19 protein-coding genes are annotated in these 14,872 nt (G+C 63.6%); 11 read left to right on the top strand and 8 right to left on the bottom strand.

All coding sequences use genetic code 11. The annotated features are described in order from the left end of the window. The first annotated feature begins 76 nt into the window (after window positions 1–76). From EN852_RS24575 to EN852_RS24565, 3 genes are all read left to right on the top strand, one after another. Complete coding sequence (locus EN852_RS24575; protein ID WP_127877929.1) at window positions 77–691, top strand: hypothetical protein; 615 nt, start codon at window positions 77–79, stop codon at window positions 689–691. A gap of 270 nt (window positions 692–961) precedes the next feature. After that, window positions 962–1,747: a GGDEF domain-containing protein gene (locus EN852_RS24570; protein WP_127864982.1), complete on the top strand. Its 786-nt coding sequence runs from the start codon at window positions 962–964 to the stop codon at window positions 1,745–1,747. Window positions 1,748–1,837: 90 nt separating this feature from the next. After that, on the top strand, window positions 1,838–2,647 hold the full coding sequence (locus tag EN852_RS24565; RefSeq protein ID WP_127877931.1) for a sterol desaturase family protein: 810 nt from the start codon (window positions 1,838–1,840) through the stop codon (window positions 2,645–2,647). A gap of 80 nt (window positions 2,648–2,727) precedes the next feature. Here EN852_RS24565 and EN852_RS24560 read toward each other — a convergent pair whose 3' ends face one another. The 5 genes from EN852_RS24560 to EN852_RS40950 form a co-directional block, all read right to left on the bottom strand. Continuing rightward, window positions 2,728–3,030, bottom strand: a complete 303-nt coding sequence (locus EN852_RS24560; protein WP_127877933.1) for a DUF982 domain-containing protein — start codon at window positions 3,028–3,030, stop codon at window positions 2,728–2,730. Between the two features lie 159 nt (window positions 3,031–3,189). Further along, window positions 3,190–3,375, bottom strand: coding sequence for a hypothetical protein (locus EN852_RS24555; protein WP_127877935.1), 186 nt, complete (start codon window positions 3,373–3,375; stop codon window positions 3,190–3,192). Window positions 3,376–3,541: 166 nt separating this feature from the next. Further along, on the bottom strand, window positions 3,542–3,853 hold the full coding sequence (locus EN852_RS24550) for a hypothetical protein (RefSeq protein ID WP_127877937.1): 312 nt from the start codon (window positions 3,851–3,853) through the stop codon (window positions 3,542–3,544). A gap of 197 nt (window positions 3,854–4,050) precedes the next feature. Continuing rightward, a complete protein-coding gene (locus tag EN852_RS24545) occupies window positions 4,051–6,132 on the bottom strand; it encodes an ATP-dependent helicase (protein WP_127877939.1) in 2,082 nt (693 codons plus the stop codon). An 88-nt stretch (window positions 6,133–6,220) separates the two neighbouring features. After that, window positions 6,221–6,388, bottom strand: a complete 168-nt coding sequence (locus EN852_RS40950) for a hypothetical protein (protein WP_189401128.1) — start codon at window positions 6,386–6,388, stop codon at window positions 6,221–6,223. A 128-nt stretch (window positions 6,389–6,516) separates the two neighbouring features. On the opposite strand from EN852_RS40950, the gene EN852_RS24540 reads away from it, so the two are divergent. Then, window positions 6,517–6,699 (top strand): hypothetical protein, encoded by a 183-nt coding sequence (locus EN852_RS24540; RefSeq protein ID WP_127877941.1) that lies wholly within the window; start codon window positions 6,517–6,519, stop codon window positions 6,697–6,699. 212 nt (window positions 6,700–6,911) lie between these two features. On the opposite strand, the gene EN852_RS24535 is transcribed toward EN852_RS24540, so the two are convergent. After that, window positions 6,912–7,880 (bottom strand): LysR substrate-binding domain-containing protein, encoded by a 969-nt coding sequence (locus EN852_RS24535; protein WP_127877943.1) that lies wholly within the window; start codon window positions 7,878–7,880, stop codon window positions 6,912–6,914. A 112-nt stretch (window positions 7,881–7,992) separates the two neighbouring features. On the opposite strand from EN852_RS24535, the gene EN852_RS40945 reads away from it, so the two are divergent. From EN852_RS40945 to EN852_RS24500, 5 genes are all read left to right on the top strand, one after another. Continuing rightward, a complete protein-coding gene (locus EN852_RS40945; RefSeq protein WP_189343186.1) occupies window positions 7,993–8,826 on the top strand; it encodes a hypothetical protein in 834 nt (277 codons plus the stop codon). Between the two features lie 41 nt (window positions 8,827–8,867). After that, entirely contained in the window at window positions 8,868–9,974 is a 1,107-nt protein-coding gene (locus EN852_RS24515; protein ID WP_246694389.1) for a DMT family transporter, read from the top strand. After that, window positions 9,955–10,176, top strand: coding sequence for a hypothetical protein (locus EN852_RS24510; RefSeq protein WP_246694376.1), 222 nt, complete (start codon window positions 9,955–9,957; stop codon window positions 10,174–10,176). The genes EN852_RS24515 and EN852_RS24510 overlap by 20 nt, the downstream gene beginning before the upstream one ends. Before the next feature lie 352 nt (window positions 10,177–10,528). Continuing rightward, window positions 10,529–10,972: a MucR family transcriptional regulator gene (locus tag EN852_RS24505; protein ID WP_127877945.1), complete on the top strand. Its 444-nt coding sequence runs from the start codon at window positions 10,529–10,531 to the stop codon at window positions 10,970–10,972. Between the two features lie 27 nt (window positions 10,973–10,999). Then, entirely contained in the window at window positions 11,000–11,290 is a 291-nt protein-coding gene (locus tag EN852_RS24500) for a hypothetical protein (protein ID WP_127877947.1), read from the top strand. Window positions 11,291–11,439: 149 nt separating this feature from the next. Here EN852_RS24500 and EN852_RS24495 read toward each other — a convergent pair whose 3' ends face one another. Together EN852_RS24495 and EN852_RS24490 are read right to left on the bottom strand one after the other, a co-directional pair. Then, window positions 11,440–11,634: a hypothetical protein gene (locus tag EN852_RS24495; protein ID WP_127877949.1), complete on the bottom strand. Its 195-nt coding sequence runs from the start codon at window positions 11,632–11,634 to the stop codon at window positions 11,440–11,442. A gap of 489 nt (window positions 11,635–12,123) precedes the next feature. Beyond that, window positions 12,124–12,345, bottom strand: a complete 222-nt coding sequence (locus EN852_RS24490) for a hypothetical protein (RefSeq protein ID WP_127877951.1) — start codon at window positions 12,343–12,345, stop codon at window positions 12,124–12,126. Between the two features lie 141 nt (window positions 12,346–12,486). Between EN852_RS24490 and EN852_RS24485 the strand changes: the two genes are divergently transcribed. Both EN852_RS24485 and EN852_RS24480 read left to right on the top strand, forming a co-directional pair. Next, complete coding sequence (locus EN852_RS24485; RefSeq protein ID WP_127877953.1) at window positions 12,487–14,364, top strand: ABC-F family ATP-binding cassette domain-containing protein; 1,878 nt, start codon at window positions 12,487–12,489, stop codon at window positions 14,362–14,364. A gap of 112 nt (window positions 14,365–14,476) precedes the next feature. Next, on the top strand, window positions 14,477–14,680 hold the full coding sequence (locus tag EN852_RS24480; protein WP_127877955.1) for a hypothetical protein: 204 nt from the start codon (window positions 14,477–14,479) through the stop codon (window positions 14,678–14,680). Window positions 14,681–14,872 lie beyond the last annotated feature (192 nt).

The raw sequence follows: 14,872 nt of genomic DNA, 5'->3' as shown, positions 1-14,872 counted from the left end.
TATGCGCACGGCGTTAATCAAAGAACGCGGTGCCTATGTGATGCAATGCGGCATATCCGTCTAGGAGGAGAGTGTCATGCCAAGTATCATTCGGGAATTGCATAAAGCCCTTTCTTGCGGCGCGATTATCGCCATTTTGGCCATGCCTGCAAACGCCGCAAGCCTTGGCGTTGGAGCATCGGTCGGCGGGTCCGGCGGCGTCAACGCTGGCGCCGGCGCCTCTGTCGGTGGTGGCAGCGGCGTCAATGCCGGTCTTGGCGCCTCGGTTGGCGGGTCGAACGGCGTGAACGCCGACGCGGCCGCATCGATAGGCGGCTCGAATGGCGCTGACGCAAACGCCACGGCGTCGATCGGTGGCTCAACCGGCATCAATGCGGGTCTCGACGCTAACGTCGGCGACGACATCAACGCCAGTGCGGGTGCAAATGTCGGCAATGGCGCCAACGCGAGCCTTAGCCTCGGGACTGGTGACGACGCGGGCCTCGGCGTGGGAAGGTTCTCTACACTGAGCACGCTGAGCACGCCTAGCACAGTAGGAGCCCCTGAAGCGCCCGCTATGAAGAACGCCGTGGCTCAGATGTCCGGCACGAAATTGATGCGCATGAAGAAGCGTTGCGCCGACGTGCTCTCCAGCGAAGAAACCTACGACAAGGATCTCAGGGCGCTCTGCCTGATGATTTCGCGTCGCTGACATATGCTGCAAGGCAGCCTGGTCGGGAGTGCCGCACCGGCCGTGAGGCTCTGCGGCATCTCCTACCGCATCGCCGCCATGGCTGGCGGTGCGTTGACGAGAACCTCCGGCCAGTCGGGAAGCCTGCCGCCTTTGGCGGCGGGCTTTCTGCTTGCCTGCCACCACGGCGGTTCCGACGACCTGTTAACCACACTTGCATTGAAGCTAATATGTTAGGACTTCCTTTGCGCTCGCGCCCCACAATAAGCCGGTAGCCGTGGGAGCAAGGGCATGCGCATCGATTTGTCCCCGACAAGCTGGGGCAGGGTTGTGGTGGTAACCGCCGCCGGCACAGCCTTTTTCATTGCCGTCGCCTTCTTCGTCGATTCCTTCAATTTTCCCTCGCTGTCGCCGCAGGCGCTGCTCTGGGCGCAACTCACGGATCTTTTCCTGCCGCTCGTGCTCGGCGGCTCCTTTCTGTTCTTCCTGATGTGGAAGATGCGCCAGCTGGCGATCACGCAAAAGGAGCTCAGCGTCATCGCCGCGACCGACAGCCTGACCGCGGTCTTCAACCGCGGCGCCTTCTCGATGCTGGTCGAGGCCTATCTCGACCAGGCACGCGACCAAACGGTCGCTGAAGCCGGCGCGCTGCTGATCGTCGATGCCGACCATTTCAAGTCGATCAATGACCGCCTGGGCCACGACTGTGGCGACCAGGCGCTCAGGTTGATCGCCGCGACGATCAAGGGGCAACTGCATGGCGCCGACATCGTCGGACGCATCGGCGGCGAGGAATTCGGGGTCTTCCTGCCCGGCGCCGACGCCACGCGCTCCTTCCTGGTCGCCGAATCGATCAGGCGGCACATCCGCGAGGTCGAGTTTGCCCCCGACGGGCGGCCCTGGCCGCTTTCCGTGAGCATCGGCGGCATCGCCTTTAGCGGCCCGACCACCTATCACGACATGTTCCAGGTCGCCGACCGCCATCTTTACAAGGCCAAGTCCAATGGCCGCGATCAGGTGAGCTTCGAGAGCCAGCGCAGCGCGCTTGCCGGCGACGCCGGCGGCACCATGCACTAGGCATCCCTCGCCGCTCAGGCGCCATCAACGGTCCGTTCATCCTTTGGCGGCTAGTGTCGGCGGCTGACCTCAGCCGATCCGCGAGCGACCGTGTTCGATCTTATCGACTTCAAGGCGGTGCTGATCATCGCCCTCATCTTCATCCCGCTGGAGCAGCTCCTGCCGCTGCATGGCGAGCAGTCGGCGACGCGCCGGCATTGGCTGAACGACGTTTTCTACCTGCTCTTCAACGGCATCGTCATCAAGGCCGGTATAGTATTGGTGGTTGGCGCGGCGATGCTGCTGGCGCAGCGTTTCGTTCCCGAGGCGCTCACCGCCGCCGTCCAGTCGCAGCCTGTTTGGCTGCAGGCGATCGAGGCTCTGCTCATCGCCGACATCGGCTTCTACCTTGCCCATCGCGCCTTCCACGCGGTGCCGTTCCTGTGGCGCTTCCACGCCATCCATCACTCGATCGAGGAGATGGACTGGCTGGCCGCGCACCGCGTGCACCCGGTGGACCAGATCCTGACCAAGTCGGCCTCGTTCCTACCGCTGTTCGCGCTGGGTTTTTCCGCCGAGGCGGTTCTCATCTACGTGCTGATCTACCAATGGCAGTCGGTGTTCATCCACTCCAACACGCGCATCGGGTTCGGGCCGCTGAAATGGCTGATTGCCTCACCGCAGTTCCATCACTGGCACCATGCCAATGATCGCGAGGCCTATGACAAGAACTTCGCCGGCCAGTTGCCCTTTCTCGACCTGATCGGCGGCACTTTGTTCATGCCGCCGCGGATGCCGGAAAGATACGGTGTCGACGAGCCTGTGCCGCAGCTCTACCACCAGCAGCTCGTCTATCCACTCGTTGCAGCGGCTGAACCGGCCGCGCCGATCGCCAAGGCCTCGGCCGGCAAGCCGGAATAACGGTATGGAACGGCCCGTCGTGAACTGACCCGGAGCAGTTCATGGGCGGCGGGACCGGGAAGATGGTCTTTTGCGTAAGTTCAGGCGGCAAAACCGCCATAGCCGCGCGCGACCGGCTTCACCGAGACGATTGGCTGGTCCGACGGCCACAGGATGCCGGCGGTCACCGCGAAGGTGATCAGCGCATCGCGCGCCGACTCGGCGGAGATTTCTCCGGCCCGCGCCGCCTCGCAGGCTTTTACCGCGGCGCCGTAGCTCAGCCGCCTCCGCGACGGCGGAAACTCGGTCAGGAATTCACGCATGGCGGACAGCGAGGCGATCATGCGCTTGTGGCCAGCGCCGACACTGACCGCGACCGGCGCGAAGAACATCCTGTCGTGCATTTAGACCTCTCGGAAATTGGGCGGAGGACGGCAGGGCTGCCAGCCTCGGTCTTGGATGGGACGCCGGACAACGCATGTTGCGGCGCGAGGTTCCACGGCCGGCGATCTTTTCGCGCCCGCCTTGCCCGCGCTCGTCTTGCCAAAGCCTGTAGCGGGCAATCATGGCCCGGAGCCGGCTGTGATTGCCACTTCTGCCGGGGGTTGCGGCACGTGGTAATACGCCGATAGCACCAGGAGAAAGATCGCGACCCCGGCGAACAGCGTCGCGACGATGTTGAGGAAGAGTTGGCCGGCCCGTTCGGCGAGCCGTTGCCGCCAACTCATCGTCGATGGAACCAAACGCATTTTTTCCACCCGTTCCTATGGGCACCGCTCCAAGGCCGCGTCGGCTTTGGTGAGGGACGGCTCGCTAGAGCGGTTCACCGTTTCACGGAAACGGTGAACCGCTCTATCTCTTTGTTTTGTCGCAATTTCTTGACGGAAAACCGCGCGCACTTTTCCTGAAATTGCTCTAGTATCGCCAGCCGCCGTGGCGGTCGCAGCTCGAGACTCTTTTTATAGTCCAATAGCCGTGATGCCAGCGCTTGTGCACCCTGACCATGCAGTTGCGATGATGACCGTAGCGATATCCGTCGCGCATCTCGTACCGGCCGCTATAGCGCCAGTCGTCTTTGCGCATATGGTGGCGGCGCCAGTAGTAGTCGTCATTGTATCTGCCCATGCCGTCATCGGTGGTGATGGTCAGGCTTGCCGCCTGGACTGGAACCGTTGCCGGCGCCATGGCGGGCACGCCAAGCATAGCGGCTAGAATGAGGTTCTTCATTGCTGCCTCCTTGCATTAGATTTTCCTAACGGAAACCCATTGCCGGATAAAAAGTTCCGCGACGAACGCCTGCAAGCCGGTCGCGCGTCGACGCTCCGCACCGTGACTTCAGGCGACGCTTTAAGTCTTTGTTTTGATGCATGTCGTTGTCCCAGAACCGCTGCACACTTCTGGGCGACATGCATTAGGCGGGCGTCCTATTTCCACATGCCGCGCATGCGGGCGCCAAGATCGACCTTGACTCCCGGTCGCTGACGCGGGTCGTCCTTGATCGCGGCGCTGGCCCAGGACGACTGCTCGAAGGCCGAAAGCATCGAGGCCGGGATGAAGCGGGTGCGCGAGGCATAGACATGGCGGTCGCCGCGCGCCGCCTGGTTGTGCGGATAAAAGCGCTGCGGCACGACGAGATGCAGGCTGTCCTTGGCCCTGGTCATCGCCACATAGAGCAGCCGGCGTTCCTCCTCGATGTCCTCCTTGGTGCCGACGCCGAGGTCGGCCGGGATGCAGCCGTCGACCGCGTTCAGCACGAAGACGTTCTTCCACTCCTGGCCCTTGGCGGAGTGGATGGTCGACAGGATGAGGTAATCCTCGTCGCGATGCGGCGGCCCGGCCTGGTCGCTGGTGGCGTCGGGCGGGTCGAGCGTCAGCTCGGTCAGGAAGCGTTCGCGCGACGGATAGGTCGAAGCGATCTGCTCGAGCTGGATCAGATCGGCCCGGCGCGTGATCGCGTCCTCATGGATGCGTTCCAGATGCGGCTCGTACCAGAGCCTGATCCGTTCGAGGTCGGCCGGCCATTTGGCGCCGGCGCGTAAGCCGCTATAGATGTCGAGGAACACCGGCCAATCCTGCGCGGCGCGCTGCGGCGGGCGGAAGCGGGCAAGGCCGAGCGTCTCGTCCAGCGATGTCGCCATCGCCTCGACGATCTGAGAGGCGGCGGATGGGCCGATCCCCGGCATCAGCTGCAGCACGCGGAAACCGGCGACGCGGTCACGCGGGTTCTCGGCGAAGCGCAGCATCGCCAGCATGTCCTTGACATGCGCGGCGTCGAGGAATTTCAAGCCCCCGAACTTGACGAACGGGATGTTGCGGCGCGTCAGCTCCACCTCCAGCGGTCCGCTATGGCTCGAGGTGCGAAACAGCACCGCCTGCGCCTTCAGCGCCGTGCCGGCCTCGCGCTCGGCCAGGATCGCCTGGCAGACATAATTCGCCTGCTCGGCCTCGTCGCGCACGCTGACCAGCTGCGGCTTGTGCGAGGACCGGCGCTCGGTCCACAGATTCTTGGTGAAGCGCTCGCTGGCCTCGCCGATCACCCTGTTGGCTGCGGCAAGGATCGTCTCGGTCGAGCGGTAGTTGCGCTCCAGCATGACGACCGCCGCAGCTTGCGCGAACTGTCTTGGGAAGTCGAGGATGTTGCGCACTTCGGCCGCGCGGAACGAATAGATCGACTGCGCGTCGTCGCCCACCACCGTCAGGCCGGCGCCGTCCGGCTTCAGCGCCAGAAGGATCGAGGCCTGCAGGCGGTTGGTGTCCTGGTACTCGTCGACCAGCACATGGTCGAAGCGGGAACCGAGGTGAGCGGCGATTTCCGGCTCGGCCGCCATCTGTGCCCAGTAGAGCAGAAGATCGTCGTAATCGAGCACGTTCTGCGCCTGCTTGGCCTCGACATAGGCCGCGAAAAGCTCCTTCAGCTGGTCTGCCCATGCCGCGCACCATGGAAAGGCCGCGCCCAGCACTTCGCTGAGCGGCGCCTGCGCGTTCACCGCCCGCGAATAGATCTGCAGGCAGGTGCCTTTGGTCGGAAAACGGCTTTCGGTCTTCGAGAACCCCAGCTCGTGCCGGGCAAGGTTCATCAGATCGGCGGAATCCTCGCGGTCATGGATGGTGAAGGCCGGATCGAGTCCGATCTGCTCGGCATAGTCGCGCAACAGCCTGGCGCCGATGCCGTGAAAAGTGCCGGCCCAGGCCAGCGCGTCGGCGATGATCGCGGCGTCGCGCCCCAGCACCTCGCCGGCGATGCGCTCGACGCGCTTGGCCATCTCGGCCGCGGCGCGGCGGGAAAACGTCATCAAGAGGATGCGGCGCGGATCGGCGCCCTTGACGATGAGATGGGCGACGCGATGCGCCAGCGTGTTGGTCTTGCCGGAGCCGGCGCCGGCGATCACCAGCAGCGGCGCCGCCACCTTGCCGTCGCCATGCACCACCGCCAGCCGCTGCTCGTCATTCAGCCGGGCAAGATAAGCGGGCGTCTCGAAGGACGAATCACGGGCGGCGATGTTCATCGCCCATCAAGCATCGTTTCCGCTTTGTTCGCAATAATTTCCTCGCCCCCGCGCGAGCGGAGAGAGGTGGCCGCGAAGCGGCCGGAGGTTACCGCTTCGGCTCCACTCCCATCGCCGCCGACTGGCGCCGCAGCGCACGCCTTTCGTCGCCCGGCATATCCAGCGGCGACACATCGCCGGGTACCTCGTCGATGATCCTCACGGCGACGCGATAGGCCGTGTAGGCGAAAAGGCCGGTAAGCAGCAGGCGGATCATCATCGTCTCCTCGTGCGGTTCGATTGGCTTTCAACCGGGCGCGGGCCGGTTGGTTCCGCCCTCACGCGCAACCAAACCGCCACCGCGTCGTTTGCCCTTGTGAAAGGGGCGAACGAGAGGAGGTCGTCATGATGAAGCTTCCTGTGCTGCTGGCTCTTGCGGCAGGGCTCGTGCTCGCCGCCTGCGACAACAGCGTGCAGCCCACCAAGGCGCCGGGCGATGAAGTCAACCAGAACCCTCAGGTCGACAAGAATCCGGTGCCGAAATCGACCACGGACGGCGACCAGCCGGGCACGCCTCCGAAGCAATAGGGCAGGACGGGTTGATTTGTCATCGGTCTGGAACGAAGAAGGCCGGCGCTGCTTGGGAGGAAGCTGAATAGCGCCGGCCAAGCGGGAAAATCAGGCCCGCCGCGCAATCCAACATAGCTGAGTCTCGGCCTTGCGTCATGGTGCGATCGCGCTAGCCGGCTATAGTCAGCCAAAGCATCCGGAAGGTTCTGAAGCCGCGCGAGCGGCGCACCTCACGCCACCGCCGCGCGTCCCGGCTGTCCGCCGGCGATCTCGACGTCGAGCTGGCGTTGCGTCAGCGCCGCTTCGGCCAGGATCCACTGCTTGAACAGCTCCACCTTGCGGGCGCCAAGCGCCTTGATGGGGCTGACGAAATACCAGCCCGCCGTGTTGGGATGGTGGACCGCGAAGGGAGCCACCAGCCGTTCGGCCCGGATATCGCTTGCCATATAGGCGCGGTTGGCGACGGCAAAGCCCATGCCGGCATTGGCGGCTTCGTAGGACATCATGCAGCTGTCGAAATAGACGCTCCTGGTCTCGCCCAGCACGAAGCTTGCGCCGGCAAAGCCCAGCCACGACTGCCAGTTCTGGGTGCAGGTGTCGGAGTGCAGCAGCGTGAAGAAGCGCAGGTCTTCGGGCGTCACCTTGGACAGCGGCCTGTCGCCCAGCACGTCGTGAAACAGCTTCCGGCTGCATACCGGCGTCAGGTCTTCCTTGAACAGCAGTTCCGAGGTGAGGCCGGGGAAATCGCCGTCGCCGTAGCGGATCTCGAGATCATATTCCGAGGTCGAGAATTCATGCGTGGCGTAGGATGTCGACACCCGCATCTCGATATCGGGATATTGCCGCTGGAAGGTCATCAGCCTGGGAAACAGCCAGCGCGCCGCGAAGGTCGGCAACACGCAGATCCGCAGCACATGCGCCTGCGACTGGCCGGTGGCCTCCATGCTGGCCGCCACGATCCGTTCCAGCGCCTCGCGCACGCGCGCCACATAGGTCTCGCCCTCCGGCGTCAGCGACACCGCGTTGCCGCCGCGCTCGAAAATCTTGAAGCGCAACTGGTCCTCCAGGCTCTTCACGCGCTGGCTGACGGCGGAAGCGGTGATAAACTGCTCTTCGCCGGCGCGCGTGAAATTCCTGTGCCGCGCGGCGCTCTCCACGATTTTCAGCGAGTTGAGGTTGACCTGACTGAGCAGACGCACGGGGTTTCGACCTTAAGCTGGCCTTACGCTACCACCAGCTTTCCTAAATTTACAGGGGTGGGCGTTTAAATGACTGTTAACCAAGTGTTGCCCCCATCTTGGAGAAAGTACAATGAACGCCCATACAATTCCCGAACTGCGCTGTGCAATGAGCCGCGAGGCCATCATTGGTCATGAGACGGCCTGGAAAGTGTCGGGTTTCGGCGTCGCCCAGTATCGTCACGGTTACGACCCCGCACTGCTTGCCGCCATCGAGGAAGCGGCGCTCAAATTGAAGGCCAGCCATGCCGTTCACAAGCACCTCGACCTCACCTTTATCACCGGCGCCGACCGCTATATTCCGGAGATCAAAGAGCTTTTACACGACAAGCTGCGCTTGGAAAGGCTGTCCGACATGATGGGCACCAAGCTCGAACCCTATCCGCTGTCGATCGTCGGTTCGACCGTCACCTTCATGAACCCCAGGGACGGCGCCGTCGAATGGCATTGCGACGGCGTTCCGGTGACCGAACTCATCCCGCTGTCGATCAGCGACCCGCTCATCGGCGGTCATCTTGAAATCTACTGCGACGATTCCGAGACCGGCCGTTCGATCCTGGAATCCGGCCGCGACCTGCCACGCAACAAGATCATGCGCATCGACCACAAGATGAACTACGCCACGCTCGGCCAGTTCCTCGGCGTGCTCCACCGCACCGCGCCGATCCAGCTCGGCGAGCGCGTCACGCTAGTGCTCAACCAGCGCTCGGCGACCAAGCCCTATGTCGACGACAACCGCATGTTCTACCTCGCCGCCGACAACGACCATGACCGCGCCTGGGTGAACGAGCTGGCCGAGGATGTTTGGACCAACCAGCTGCCCGCCTATCGCCGCCATGCCGAGGAGCATCCCATGCCGCAGCCCGCCGCGGAGCCGGTTTCCGGCGGAGCAAGGGAGTCGTGGTAGTGACCAACGATCCGGTCGAGCGCCAGCCGCCCTCGGCGTCGCTGAGCCTCGGCCCGGTCGTGCCGGACTGTCAGAACCGTTCCAGTGCCGCCCCCGCGGCGCTGGCCTTCGCCCTCGGCGCCGTGGCGCTGTGGGCGACCAACGCCCTGGTCGGCAAGACGCTGCTTGCCCTCTATCCGGTATCGCAAGTGCAGTTCCTGCAATTTTGCGGGGCGGCCCTGGTCTTCGCGCTGATCCGGCTTTTCCCTTCTCCCCTTGTGGGGTCCGAAGGACGGGGCGAGACCCGTGGCTCGCCCCCGGGCGGTGGCCTCGCGAAGCGAGGTCGGATGAGGGGTGCTGGACGGATCGCCGAGGCTGGCGTTTCTTCCAACACCCCTCATCCGTCTCGGCGCTCCGCGCCGATCCACCTTCTCCCACAAGGGGAGAAGGAAAGAGTCTCGCTTGCCGCCTACGCCGTCGGCTTCCTGGGTCTGGTTGGCACCATGGTGCTGCAATATATCGGCTTCGCCTCGATGCCGGTCATCGAGGCGAACCTCGTCGCCTATACTTGGCCGCTGATAACCGCCGCGGCGGTTATCCTGCTGGGCCGGCCGCGCCGGCCGCTGTTGCTCGGGCTGGCCGCCGCTGTGGGCTTCGCCGGTGTGGCGCTGGTCATTTCCGGAGGGCGCGCCCATTCTTGGTTCAACAGGGCCTGGTTTGAAGGCGGCAGCGTCGTCGGCTATCTCGCCGCTTTCGGCTCGGCGCTCTGCATGGCCTTCTACTCGCTTACCGTCGGCCGCCTTGGCGTGTCGCCGGAACGTCTGCTTTTGCCCTCCGCGCTGGTCGGCGTCGCGCTCACGTTAGCCTGGTGCCTGCATGACGGCGCTGGACGCCTGACCGGTGCGCACCTCCTGCTCGGCCTCTATCTCGGCGCCGGCCCGATGGGGCTCGGCTACTATTTCTGGTCGCGCGCGGCAAAGCTCGATCACAGCGGCAGGATAGCAATCGTGGCCTATCTTACGCCGATCGCTTCCACGTTTCTGCTGACCCTGTCGGGCGAAAGCCTGTCGATGACGGCTGTTGCCGGCGCCGTCCTCGTCATTGGCAGCTGCCTCGCGGTCGGCATCGAAAGTACGGAGACCAGGCACAATGTCCAGAATGCCCGTTGACGAGGACGAACGCCGCGCCAGACAGGAGGCGCACTGGCTGGTCAGGGAATTTGGCGCGGAAGCGCCGCTCTATGCGGCCATGAAGGCGGAAAAGGCTATCGAGCAAAAGGACTTTGGCCGCTGCGCGCGCTGGAAACGCGTGCTGGAAATCCTGGCGGACAGCCCTTCGGCGGATGTCAGGCGCGGCGTCGCCGTCAAATGAGCGATTTGCCTGGCGCCACCGAAGCGCGAATGGTCGATACCCAACAGGGGGATTATCGTTACCGTGGCGGAACTTGGCCTGAACTTCGATTTTTCAGCAACTTCCTTGGCCGACCGAGTGCTACCGTAGGTTTTACCTATCCAGCCGGACCGCCGGTGCTATAAAGCATCTGTTATAGCTATTAGAAATCCTAACTTGCGCATTTGCAGCCCGCGTAGAAACATAACCCGGTATTGAGTCGCGTAGCTTTACTGACTCTGGACGGTCCGTTGGGGGGCTTGTCCAATTCGATACACCGACAAAAGTCTTAAAAACGAGCTGGCGATTTGAGGGCCGGCAGAAGGTGAAAAAATTGTCCAACATCGACGATAAGACTGCAATCGAACTGACCGCCGACATTGTCTCCGCCTATGTCGGCAACAATCCGCTCCCTGCTTCCGGCCTGCCTGATCTGATCGCCAGCGTCAGCGCGTCGGTGCGCAAGCTCGCCGGCGGCAGCGTTGTCAAGGAGGCGGTGGCGCTGACGCCTGCCGTCAACCCGAAGCGCTCGGTCTTCCCGGATCACATCATCTGCCTGGAGGACGGGAAGAAGTTCAAGTCGTTGAAACGCCACCTTGCGACGGATCACGGCCTGACGCCGGACGAATACCGCGCCAAATGGAGCCTGCCTGCGGATTATCCGATGGTGGCGCCCAGCTATTCGGCGACCCGTTCGGCGCTGGCCAAATCTTCCGGCCTCGGCCGCAAGCCGGCCGGCGGTGATGCGGGCAAGGGCAAGCGCAAGGGCAAGGCGTGAGGCCGGGCCGAGGTGCTGCCTGAGGCAATGAATGACGCCGCGCCATCGTCATGGCGCGGCCGGCGGACTGCTCTCGGCACATTGCGTCGCCGCGTGGCCGGACAGGTGTCCGTCGGCGCGGCGGAGGGGGTCGAAGCGCGACGCGTGCTGTTTTCGTTGGGACGTCCCTCCGCCGATTTGCACGCCGCGCTCGGCGCGCTCGACGACTTCGAGCGCGCCATTCTCGAGCATGAGGACCGCGTGGTCATCGAGGCGCGGCGGCTGAAATGCCTCGCCATTCTGGACCGCATGGGCGGCCTGGAGAAAAAAGGCAATTGACGCACGTCGCCCGGAAGCGCGCAGCGGTTCCGGGACAACCACATGCGTCAAACGAAGACTGACAGCGCCTTGCCTGGATCCGTTTCAGCGCGGCGCGCTTCAAGCAATCCCGCAAAAGTGGTTTCCGCCAACGCGACGGGCACTCGGCATCAGTTGCGGGGCGGCTTGCTCTCGTCGTGGCGGTCGGGCTCCCGCTCGGCGGCGAGGCTGTCCGCTTCGACGGCTGTCATTTCAAGAAAATAGACGAGCATCTGGTAGCGCGTGCGCGAGAGCATCTTTGCCAGCCTGCGCGCGACCTCCGCCACATATTTCAGCGTTCGCAGATCGTTGACCGCTTCGCCCATCGTGAGCTCCTGACATTCCAAGGGCCAATGCTTGGACCAAGTTATCGTTGGCGCCCACTCACGACTCACGGCGCGTCCGCAAGGTCGCAGGTTTGCGATAAAAACTGAAATCAATTTTTGACAAGCATCATGCTCGGCCCGGAAGATTTTGCTGTCCTTTTTTGGTGGTATCGTCGATCGCTGCATCAATATTGAGCGCAAGGCAAACTTGCGGTTGTCTTGCTGCGCCGGATTGATCTTCCGCCCGAGAATGTTGATCGCCTCGGGCTAGCGGCTGGGCGGGCGCGCGGCTGAGCCCTTTTAGGAGGAACAGAAGGCCGGCGGATCGTCATTGCCGATCATGGCGCAGCCGCGCTTGATCTCGTCGATCATCATGCTGCATGTGTTCTGGCCATTGCAGGGCGGGTTGGTCGCCGGCGAAACCTGGACGCATTGCCAGACATATTGGTCCGGCGGTGGGAGCGCTGCCCAGCCAGCTCTCTCAGTCGTTCATGGGCGACGGCCGGAGTCCCCGCTGTCGATCTGGATCAGCAGGTGTTCCGTCGCGCGCCTCACTACGGGGGAGATTGGCTGTGTCGGTGCCGCGCTTGTCGATTCAACCGGGACAGCAATTTGAGCGGCCTGGTCTTCGAACAGAACCACCTGCGTCGCCAGCGCGGTTGTCGTGGCGACCTGGAAGAAGATGAAGGCGAGGGCGAGATAGCGGATCACGGGCCTCCAAACGCTGGGGCCGGCAACTGGTTCCAGCCCGCGTCGCTTTTTTTTTGCTGAACGGCTGCGGACAGCGCGCGGCGAGCATCGTCCGGGCGCTGGCTCTTGCGAAGCGCCGATGTCCCGTGCAAAAGCGCGGCTATGCTTATCATCAACGACCTTACGCTGCGCATGGCGGGGCGGCTGCTTCTCGATCATGCCTCGCTCACGCTGCCGGCCGGCACCAAGGCCGGCCTTGTCGGCCGCAACGGCACCGGCAAGACCACGCTGTTCAAGGCGATCACCGGCGATTTCCCGTCCGAGACCGGCTCGATCAGCCTGCCGAAAAACACCCGCATCGGCCAGGTGGCGCAGGAAGCGCCAGGCACCGAGGAGCCGCTGATCGAGATCGTACTGAAGGCCGATGTCGAGCGCCAGGCGCTGCTCGAGGAGGAAAAGACCGCCACCGACGCGCACCGCATCGCCGAGATCCACACCAGGCTCGCCGACATCGACGCGCATTCGGCCGAATCCCGCGCCGCCACGATCCTGGCCGGCCTCGGCTTCGACGATGCCGCGCAGCGGCGGCCGGCCTCGTCCTTCTCCGGCGGCTGGCGCATGCGCGTGGCTTTGGCCGCCGTGCTGTTCTCCGAGCCGGACCTTCTGCTGCTCGACGAGCCGACCAATTATCTCGATCTCGAAGGCACGTTGTGGCTTGAAAACTACGTCTCGAAGTATCCGCATACGGTTTTGCTGATCTCGCACGACCGCGACCTGCTCAACCGCGCCGTCAATTCGATCGTCCATCTCGATCAGAAGAAGCTGACCTTCTGGCGCGGCGGCTACGACCAGTTCGAGCGCCAGCTCACCGAACAGCGCGAGCTGCAGGAAAAGAGCCGCGTCAAGCAGGAAGCGCAGCGCAAGCATATGGAATCCTTCGTCGAGCGTTTTCGCGCCAAGGCTTCCAAGGCAAGGCAAGCGCAGTCGCGCCTGAAGGCGCTGGAGAAGCTGAAGCCGATCGCCGCCGTGGTCAACGACACGGTGCGGCCGTTCTCCTTTCCCGAGCCGGTCAAGCCGGTGGCCTCGCCGATCGTGGCGCTGAACGGCGTCAATGTCGGCTATAGCGAAGGCAATCCGATCCTCAAGAAGATGACGCTGCGCATCGATGCCGACGACCGCATCGCGCTGCTCGGCGCCAACGGCAACGGCAAGTCGACTTTCGCCAAGCTGCTGGCCGGCAGGCTGAAGGCCGAGACCGGCTCGATGACGATCGCGCCGGGGCTGAAGGTGGCGATCTTCGCCCAGCACCAGCTCGACGATCTGCGCCCCGAGGAAAGCGCCTATGAACATGTGCGCCGGATGATGCCGGACGCGCCGGAAGCCAAGGTGCGCGCCCGCGTCGCCCAGTTCGGCCTCTCGACCGAGAAGATGAACACCGCGGCGAAGGATCTGTCCGGCGGCGAGAAGGCGCGGCTCTTGATGGGCCTGTCCGCCTTCGAGGGCCCGAACCTCTTCATCCTCGACGAGCCGACCAACCATCTCGACATCGACAGCCGTGAATCGCTGATCCATGCGCTGAACGATTTTCCGGGCGCCGTGATCCTGATCTCGCACGACCGACATCTTCTGGAGGCGACGGCCGACCGGCTGTGGCTGGTGAAGGACGGCGCGGTCAATCCCTATGACGGCGACCTGGAGGATTACAAAACGCTGGTCACCGGCGTGTCGTCCAACCGCCGCGATCAGAAGGAGGCCGACAAGGCCTCCAAGGCCGACCGCCGTCGCGAGGCCGCGCAGCGCCGCGCCGCGTTGGAGCCGCTGGCGAAGGAAATCCGCGCCACCGAGGCCCTGATGGACCGCATCCGCAAGCGCATCGACCTGATCGAGGACGAGCTCGCCAACCCGGCGATCTACGAGAAGGATCCCTCCACCGCCACGCGGCTTGCCAAGGAGCGTTCGCAGCTTGCCCACACGCTGGCGCAAAACGAGGACAAGTGGCTGACCATGTCGGCGGAGTATGAGGAAGGGATCGCGGAGTAGCGCGGCCTTCCCTTCTCCCCTTGTGGGAGAAGGTGGATCGGCGCGCAGCGCCGAGACGGATGAGGGGGAGTGAGACGCTAGTAAATTGGGTAAAGTGGCGCGGGGAACTTCGATGTCCAGGGAGTTGTGGATTAGTGCAGGCAGCCTTCTAGCCGTCGACCCGAAGGCAGGTGTCAAATGCCCGGAATGCGGCGAAGCGGACCTCGAAGTTGTCGATACCAAGGGCGGCGAGGATCATATCGAGCGGCACATGCGCTGCCCGAAATGCGGCGCCTATAACGCACTCTATAAAGATACTAAAAAGATTGCCGAATAGCCGACCTTAAGGTTGCTCCAGCTTGGCAAGTGTCCTTGACAAGATCACCCCCTCATTCCTTCCAACACCCCTTGTGTGTTTGGAATCGTGCATGTTGAGGGTGCCACGGACCAGGTGTTTGCCTGATCCGTGGCGGCGATCGAGAGCCCGTCACCCCTCAGGTAGCCTAAACCGTGGATGAGCTGGGGCCCG

It is taken from the genome of Mesorhizobium sp. M2E.F.Ca.ET.209.01.1.1, assembly GCF_004010375.2.
GTDB lineage: Bacteria > Pseudomonadota > Alphaproteobacteria > Rhizobiales > Rhizobiaceae > Mesorhizobium.
Note: the sequence above shows the minus strand (reverse complement) of the source record. Positions and strands in the feature narration are given on the sequence as shown.

Excerpts from the sequence above, each read along its gene's own strand:
- EN852_RS24575 (WP_127877929.1), top strand. The coding sequence starts at position 77 with ATGCCAAGTATCATTCGGGAATTGCATAAAGCCCTTTCTTGCGGCGCG.
- EN852_RS24570 (WP_127864982.1), top strand. The coding sequence starts at position 962 with ATGCGCATCGATTTGTCCCCGACAAGCTGGGGCAGGGTTGTGGTGGTA.
- EN852_RS24560 (WP_127877933.1), bottom strand. The coding sequence starts at position 3,030 with ATGCACGACAGGATGTTCTTCGCGCCGGTCGCGGTCAGTGTCGGCGCT.
- EN852_RS24555 (WP_127877935.1), bottom strand. The coding sequence starts at position 3,375 with ATGCGTTTGGTTCCATCGACGATGAGTTGGCGGCAACGGCTCGCCGAA.
- EN852_RS24550 (WP_127877937.1), bottom strand. The coding sequence starts at position 3,853 with ATGAAGAACCTCATTCTAGCCGCTATGCTTGGCGTGCCCGCCATGGCG.
- EN852_RS24545 (WP_127877939.1), bottom strand. The coding sequence starts at position 6,132 with ATGAACATCGCCGCCCGTGATTCGTCCTTCGAGACGCCCGCTTATCTT.
- EN852_RS40950 (WP_189401128.1), bottom strand. The coding sequence starts at position 6,388 with ATGATCCGCCTGCTGCTTACCGGCCTTTTCGCCTACACGGCCTATCGC.
- EN852_RS24540 (WP_127877941.1), top strand. The coding sequence starts at position 6,517 with ATGATGAAGCTTCCTGTGCTGCTGGCTCTTGCGGCAGGGCTCGTGCTC.
- EN852_RS40945 (WP_189343186.1), top strand. The coding sequence starts at position 7,993 with ATGAACGCCCATACAATTCCCGAACTGCGCTGTGCAATGAGCCGCGAG.
- EN852_RS24510 (WP_246694376.1), top strand. The coding sequence starts at position 9,955 with ATGTCCAGAATGCCCGTTGACGAGGACGAACGCCGCGCCAGACAGGAG.
- EN852_RS24500 (WP_127877947.1), top strand. The coding sequence starts at position 11,000 with ATGAATGACGCCGCGCCATCGTCATGGCGCGGCCGGCGGACTGCTCTC.
- EN852_RS24495 (WP_127877949.1), bottom strand. The coding sequence starts at position 11,634 with ATGGGCGAAGCGGTCAACGATCTGCGAACGCTGAAATATGTGGCGGAG.
- EN852_RS24485 (WP_127877953.1), top strand. The coding sequence starts at position 12,487 with ATGCTTATCATCAACGACCTTACGCTGCGCATGGCGGGGCGGCTGCTT.
- EN852_RS24480 (WP_127877955.1), top strand. The coding sequence starts at position 14,477 with ATGTCCAGGGAGTTGTGGATTAGTGCAGGCAGCCTTCTAGCCGTCGAC.